We start from the raw sequence: 7,003 nt of genomic DNA on the forward strand, positions 1-7,003 counted from the left end.
GCCATGTGAAGTCGGCTGCGGCGGCCCGCAGTTCGTCCGGCGTGGAGTCTCCCGTGGGAGTGCCACCTGTCGACGTGCTCACTGCTCCGCTCCTTCCGGGAGGTGGTTCTGGTCGTGCGAGTCGCTGGGTTCGCGGGTTTGGCCGGGGGCTCGGTTGTTGCCGCCGCCCTCGCTCGGGGTGTCGCTGTCGCGGTGGGCGCGTTCCACGGCCGCCTCGAACTCCTACAGGGCGCTGCGGACCGCTTCCGCGTCGGCGGGGGCGGCGGCCGGACGGGCGGCCGTCTGCCGGTCGGCCTCGGCGGTCGTACGGAGCGTGGCGCCCCGGACGCGGCGGCGCAGCGGGCGGGAGCCGTCCGGGGCCGTCTCGGTGCGGGCCTTCGGGATCAGCGGCTTGTCGTCGCCGGCCGCGGGTTCGCGCCGTGGGACACGGCGGGGGAGCGGGGTGGGGTCGTCCGCGGGGGCGTCGTGGTGCGCACGCGCGGTGTCCGTTGCGGCGTCCACCGGGTCTCCCGGTACGGCCGGTGCGGCGGCTGAGGGCCGCGGCCCGGCCGCCGGAGCCGGGACGGTCGCCGTCCGCGCACCCGCGCGGTCCTCGGCCGTACCGCCGGAGGCCAGCGCGCTCATCGTGAGCAGCAGCGACGACGGGATCGTCACCTCGGCCGTCACACCGCCCCCGGGCGTACGGGACAGGGTCACGCCGATCTCCCAGCGGCGGGCCAGGTTGCCCACCACGAACAGGCCGAGCACCTTCGTCGGCACCAGGTCGAGCCGCTCGCGCCGGATCAGCCGGGCGTTCTCCTCGGCCAGCCGCTCGGCGCTCATGCCCAGCCCGTGGTCGGCGACGGTGATCGTCGCACCGGAGTCGCCGCCGCGCACGGTCACCTCGACGGGGCTGCCGGCCGGGGAGAACGACACGGCGTTCTCCAGGAGTTCGGCCACCATCAGCGTCAGGTCGCCGACGATGTCCGGCTCCACCATGATCTCGGTACCGGCGTGCAGTTCGACCCGCTGGTAGCCCTCGATCTGGCCGAGCGCGGCCCGTACGACGTTGGTGAGCGCGGTCGGCCCGGAGTCCAGGACGGTCTCGCGGATGCCGGCGAGCAGCATCAGGCTGTCCGCGTTGCGGCGCAGGCGGACCGCGATGTGGTCGATGCGGTAGAGGCGTTCGAGGAGCGCGGGGTCGGTCTCGCCCCGCTCGACGGCGTCGATGAGGGCGAGCTGCCGGGTCGTGAGGTTGCTGACCCGTCGGCCGACGTTGCCGAACATCTCGGCGACGTTGCGCCGGCTGAGCACCTGGCGTTCCAGCAGGGCAGCCGCGGTGGTCTGTACATGGTTGAAGGCCTCGGCGAGATCACCGATCTCGTCCTTCGCCGTGACCGGGATCTCGCGCAGTCGGGGCGGCGCGTCGTCCTCGGCGTCGTCGTCGGCCACCCGGGCGAGTTCGCGTCCGGCGACGTCGGCGACCTGCCGGGCGGCCCCGGTGAGGGCCTGCACCGGCCGGACCACCGAGCGGCGCACGGCCACCGAGAAGGCGCCCCAGAGGAGGAAGCCGGCCAGCGCGAGGGCGAACAGCCAGGCGGCGTTCCACCAGGCGTCGCTGGAGGCGTCGTCGGCGCGGTCGGCGATCTGGCCGATGAGCGAGCCGGTGATCTTCAGACGGCTCTCCGACTGCTCCCGGTACTCGGGGTAGGAGGCGAGGGCCGCGGTGAACTTCTCGCGGATCTGCGCCGGCGACCCGGCCTGCAGCGAGCTGGGGTCGATCTGCAGCTCGGCGTACTGCCGCAGGATGGTCGCCTGTGCGCTGCTGTGCTCGATGCCGCGTAGCTCGGCCGCCTGCTCCTCGGTGGCGAACCGGCTGAAGCGCTCGGCCTGGTGGGTGTACAGCTCATAGGCGCCGACCGCGCCGATGAACTCGATCAGCGCGTTGGAGTCGCCGGTCGACGCCGAGAACACACTGGTCTCGAAGGAGCTGTGGGCGGCATCCGCGCGCAGCAGCGAGTCCAGCAGATTGCCGGTGAAGGTGGCCGCGAGGGCCGTGTTGCGGTCCAGGCCGAGGCCGTCGATCAGGCCCTTGGCGGCGTTGGTGTAGGCCGGGTCGATGTTGTCGGCGGGCAGATAGCCCTGCTCGATGGTCTGCCGCAGGCTGCCGAGTCCGCTGATCTCCCGCAGCGCCTGCGCCTCGGTGTCCGGCAGCCGGTCGCCGAAGGTGGTGCGCACCTTCTCGACCTGGGCGTCCACCGCGTCCTGCGCCTCGCGGTACGCGGACAGCCCGGGCTTCGCGCCGGTGCCCTGGGCCTCGTGGCGCACCGAAAGCAGGATGGCCTGCTGGTGCTCGGTCTCCACCCGGTCGACCAGCTCCGCGACCTGCGCGCTGTCCCGGACGAGCGTGGCGGCCTCCGCCGCGCTGCGCGCCTGCATCACCTGGTCGGTGATCAGGTAGGTGAGCAGCAGGGCGAGTCCGGCGAGCGGCACTCCGACCAGCACGTTGAGCTTGCGGCGGAACGGCCAGCGGTCGGCGAAGCCCCGTATGCCACCCCTCGCTGCGGCTTCGCTCCGCTCGTACGTGGACACCAGGCCTCCTTCGTGGGGTGTCGCACGGCGCGCGAAGAACGCGCGTGTCCGTTCGCGTGTCGTTTTGATCGGCTCCGGCCGGTGTACGACGACACCGGTGCGGTCTGTGTCGCCGCTGTGACCGGAGAGCAACTCCGGTGAGACTATCGCCTCTTGGGTGGTGTGATCGTGCCACTCCAAGTCAAGAATCCGTTACAACCCGCTCCGCTTGAGGAGACGTTCGTTCGCGGTTCCTTCACAACAGGTCACTCATCGAAGCCAATTGGTGACCTGGGTGCTCTTGACTGACCGAGAACTCGCTGGATTGGATCAGCGGGTGCGGTGTGTCCGCACCCGTACGCCGCACGCACCCGCACGTCCCGCCAACGCCAAGCTTCCCCACCACATCCTCAGCCCGGAACGGGAATTGTGACTTCTACCGTGAAGAGCAGCTGGTCCAGAACACGTCATCGCGGCGCGGCCGCCGTCGCCCTCGCCGTCGTGGCGGCGCTGGTCGCGGGCTGTGGCTCGTCCTCCGACGACGAGTCCGACAACCCGCTCTCGGAGGGCAAGGCGGACGGCGACACCGTCGTCGTCGGCTCCAACAACTTCGCCGAGAGCATCCTCCTCGCCGACATCTACGGCGAAGCCCTGAAGGCCAAGGGCATCAAGGTCGAGTACAAGCCGAACATCGGCAGCCGCGAGACCACCTACGGCCTGCTCAAGAATGGTTCCATCGCCGTTCTGCCCGAGTACAACGGCTCGCTCCTGGCCTACCTCGACCCCGACGCGGAACAGAAGTCGGCCGAGTCCGTGAACGCCGCGGTCAAGTCCAAGCTGGACTCCAAGCTGACCCTGCTGGAGTCGGCGCCGGCCGAGGACAAGGACTCCGTGTCCATCAACGCGGAGACCGCGAAGAAGTACGACCTCACCGCGCAGTCCACCCTCGCGGACCTGAAGGACATCGCCCCGGAACTGGTCATCGGCGGCTCGCCCGAGTTCCAGACCCGGCACCAGGGCCTTGTCGGGCTGGAGAAGGAATACGGCCTGAAGTTCAAGTCCTTCAAGGCCCTCGACGCCGGCGGCCCACTCACCCAGGCCGCGCTGACCAAGAACACCGTGCAGGCCGCGGACATCTTCACCACCGACCCGACCATCACCAAGGAGAAGTTCGTCGTCCTGCAGGACCCGAAGAACCTCTTCGGGTTCGCCAACGTGACCCCGCTGGTCTACAAGAGCGGGCTCTCGCAGGAGGGCATCGACGCGCTCAACGCGGTCTCCGCCAAGCTCGACACCAAGACGCTGCTCGACCTGGACTCCCAGGTGCAGCTGGAGAACAAGGACCCGCTGGACGTGGCCAAGGCCTGGCTGAAGTCGGTCGGCCTGAACTGACCGCCACCAGGCTGCTCCGCCTCGCCGTGCCCCGCGCCGCCCTCGAGCCCGCGGGGCACGCCTGGTGCATGGCCAACCAGCCCTCACTGCACGGCGGTTCACCGTCGCCGTAGCCGCAGGGCCAGAGCCGCGCCGCCGGCGAGGGCCAGCACAGCGGCGGCGCCGCCCGCCAGCAGAGGTACCGAGGGGCCGGAGCCGGTGCCTTCGGCGGACGCCACCGGGGTACCGGCGGGTGCCGTCGCCGTAGGCCGGGCAGTGGCCCGGGCCGCGGGCGTCCTGGACGGAGCGGTGGTCGCGCTGTCCTTCGGCCGGCCCGCCGCGGACGGCGTGCCGTCCTCTGTGAACACCACGTCCGAGCACGAGTAGTACGTGTCGGCCGTACTGCTGTTCTGCCATATCGTGTACAGCACATGACGTCCCGTCCGGTCGGACGGGAGCGTCGCGCCGATGCGGTAGGCGCCGTCCGTCAGGGTGGGGTCCTCGACTTCCGCGAACGGCCGCTCCGGCAGGTCGGACCAGGTCAGAGGCTTCGCCGGATCGTAGCCGGGCTCGGTCAGATAGAGCCGGAACGTGCCGGTGTGCGGGATGGTCGAGGCGTACGTCATGGTCAGCGACCCGCCCGGTGACAGGCGGGTGGCCGGCCAGTCGGGGCGGGGCAGGTCGAGGCCCCGGTAGGCGGACAGGCCCCCGCTGCACAACCGCCCGTCGGGGATCGTCTGTCGGTCCCTGCCGTTCACGTTCGCGACCCGGAGATTGTCCCAGGCCGTGAAGGACGCGCCGTTGGCGGCGACGGCAGCCCGGCACGCCGCGGACCGGGCCCGCTCGCCGCCCTCGGGGGAGCAGGCCACCACCCGGCTGACCGGATCCGTCGGCGCGCCGTGCGCCTGCGCCGGACCCGCCGCCCAGAGGCCCAGCAGCAACGGGCCTACGGCGGCGGCCGCCAGGGCGGTGCGACATACGGTGGTCCGGGGCATGCGAACCCCTCCTCCTCGGCCGGTGTGCGAACGGTCTGCCGAGTGCAGTACGGGAAACCGGCCCGGCGCGTTCACACGTCGACATGCGGCACCAAAGGGAACATTCGCGGTCAACGAGCCTACGGAAAGGGTGGGTTTCCGGTCGGATCAAGGGTTTCCCCTGTATCCGAGGCACCGTCACGTTGCCTATCGTTCGAGCACAGACGACCCACAGGTAACCCCTGTTACGGGTCGCTCCTCGCGCCTGGCCGGCCATCGCGCTCCGCTTTTCGGTTCACCCCCCTCCGCTTCGACGACGAAGCGCATCGACCGCCGCTCCGCGCTGCCCGGAGACCGGCCACGAAAGGCAAGCCTTTGCGAACCTCCCCTGCCATCAGACGCAAGCTGATATCCGTCGCCGCCGTTTCCGCGACGCTGCTCACGGCCGCCACCGCATCGGTCGCCGTGGCCCAGGAACCCGCACCTCAGGAAGCCGCCGTCCCGGCCGCCCAGACCGAGGCCGCGCCCGGCACCCCCGCCGAACGCCTCATCGTCGGCTACAAGTCCGGCGCCGCGGAGGCGAAGTCGAACAAGGCCGCCGACGCCGACGCCGCGACCAAGGGCAAGGAGGCCGGCGAGAAGCTCGACTTCCAGCGCCGCCTCGGCACCGGCGCCGCCCTGGTCGACCTGGGCGAGAACCTCACGAAGCGCGATGTCGCCGACGTCGTCGCCGAGTACCAGGCCGACCCGCAGGTCGCCTACGTCGTACCGGACCGCCTCAACACCCCGCAGGCCGACCCGAACGACACCGACTACGCCAAGCAGTGGGACCTGTTCGAGGCCACCGCCGGCATGAACGTGCCGGCCGCCTGGCCGACCTCCACCGGCAGCGGTGTGACGGTCGCCGTCATCGACACCGGCTACGTCGCCCACTCCGACCTCGCCGCGAACATCGTCGGTGGCTACGACTTCATCGCCGACACCGCCGTCTCCGTGGACGGCGACGGCCGCGACAGCAACCCGGCCGACCCGGGCGACTGGTACAACGCCAACGAGTGCGGCTCCGGCATCCCGGCCAGCAACTCCTCCTGGCACGGCACGCACGTGGCCGGCACCATCGCCGCCGTCACCAACAACAGCAAGGGCATGGCGGGCATCGCGTACGGCGCGAAGATCTCCCCGGTGCGCGTGCTCGGCAAGTGCGGCGGCTACGACTCCGACATCATCGACGCCATCACCTGGGCGTCCGGCGGCACCGTCTCGGGCGTGCCCGCCAACTCCAACGTCGCCAAGGTCATCAACATGAGCCTCGGCGGCGACGGTGCCTGCACCTCGGCGACCCAGAGCGCCATCAACGCGGCCGTGAACCGGGGTACGGCGATCGTCGTGGCCGCGGGCAACGACAACGACAACGTCGCGAACCACTCGCCGGGCAACTGCAACAACGTCATCTCGGTCGCCGCGACCAACCGCACCGGCGCGAAGGCCTCGTACTCCAACTACGGCTCCCTGGTGGACATCTCGGCCCCGGGCGGCCAGACCAGCACCGGTACCGCCAACGGCATCTACTCCACGCTGAACTCCGGCACCAAGACGCCGTCCACCGAGTCGTACGCCTACTACCAGGGCACCAGCATGGCCACCCCGCACATCGCGGGCCTCGCCGCGCTGATGAAGTCGGCCAAGTCCTCGCTGACCCCGGCCCAGATCGAGTCGGCGATCAAGTCCAACGCCCGTGCGCTGCCCGGCTCCTGCTCCGGCGGCTGCGGTGCGGGTCTGGCGGACGCCGCCAAGACGGTCCAGGCCGTGGCCGGTGGTACGTCCACCGGTACGACGTTCTCCAGCAGCTCCGCCGTCTCGATCCCGGACGCCGGTTCGGCCGTCGAGTCGCCGATCACCGTCAGCGGCCGCAGCGGCAACGCGCCCTCGGCCCTCCAGGTCGCGGTCGACATCACCCACACCTACCGTGGTGACCTGGTCATCGACCTGGTCGCGCCGGACGGCTCGACGTACCGCCTGAAGTCCTCCAGCTCCTCGGACTCCGCGGACAACGTGAACACCACCTACTCGGTGAACGCGTCCGGCGAGACCGCCAACGGCACCTGGAA

5 protein-coding genes are annotated in these 7,003 nt (G+C 70.8%); 2 read left to right on the forward strand and 3 right to left on the reverse strand.

Annotated elements, in window-relative coordinates; genetic code table 11:
* Window positions 1-78: 78 nt before the first annotated feature.
* Window positions 79-207 carry a hypothetical protein gene (locus ACTWQJ_RS43455; protein ID WP_443311919.1) on the reverse strand — a complete coding sequence of 43 codons (129 nt, stop codon included), beginning with the start codon at window positions 205-207 and terminating at the stop codon, window positions 79-81.
* Between the two features lie 15 nt (window positions 208-222).
* Window positions 223-2,571 (reverse strand): ATP-binding protein, encoded by a 2,349-nt coding sequence (locus ACTWQJ_RS43460; protein WP_443311920.1) that lies wholly within the window; start codon window positions 2,569-2,571, stop codon window positions 223-225.
* A gap of 408 nt (window positions 2,572-2,979) precedes the next feature.
* Here ACTWQJ_RS43460 and ACTWQJ_RS43465 point away from each other — a divergent pair, with 408 nt between their 5' ends.
* Window positions 2,980-3,942: an ABC transporter substrate-binding protein gene (locus ACTWQJ_RS43465; RefSeq protein ID WP_443311921.1), complete on the forward strand. Its 963-nt coding sequence runs from the start codon at window positions 2,980-2,982 to the stop codon at window positions 3,940-3,942.
* A 98-nt stretch (window positions 3,943-4,040) separates the two neighbouring features.
* On the opposite strand, the gene ACTWQJ_RS43470 is transcribed toward ACTWQJ_RS43465, so the two are convergent.
* On the reverse strand, window positions 4,041-4,916 hold the full coding sequence (locus ACTWQJ_RS43470; RefSeq protein ID WP_443311922.1) for a lytic polysaccharide monooxygenase auxiliary activity family 9 protein: 876 nt from the start codon (window positions 4,914-4,916) through the stop codon (window positions 4,041-4,043).
* Between the two features lie 354 nt (window positions 4,917-5,270).
* Here ACTWQJ_RS43470 and ACTWQJ_RS43475 point away from each other — a divergent pair.
* Window positions 5,271-7,003: S8 family serine peptidase (locus tag ACTWQJ_RS43475; protein ID WP_443311923.1), on the forward strand; the 1,733-nt coding region annotated here is incomplete at its 3' end.

It is taken from the genome of Streptomyces sp. KR55 (genome assembly GCF_052245645.1).
In the GTDB taxonomy this organism is placed as follows: Bacteria; Actinomycetota; Actinomycetes; order Streptomycetales; family Streptomycetaceae; genus Streptomyces; species Streptomyces flavusporus.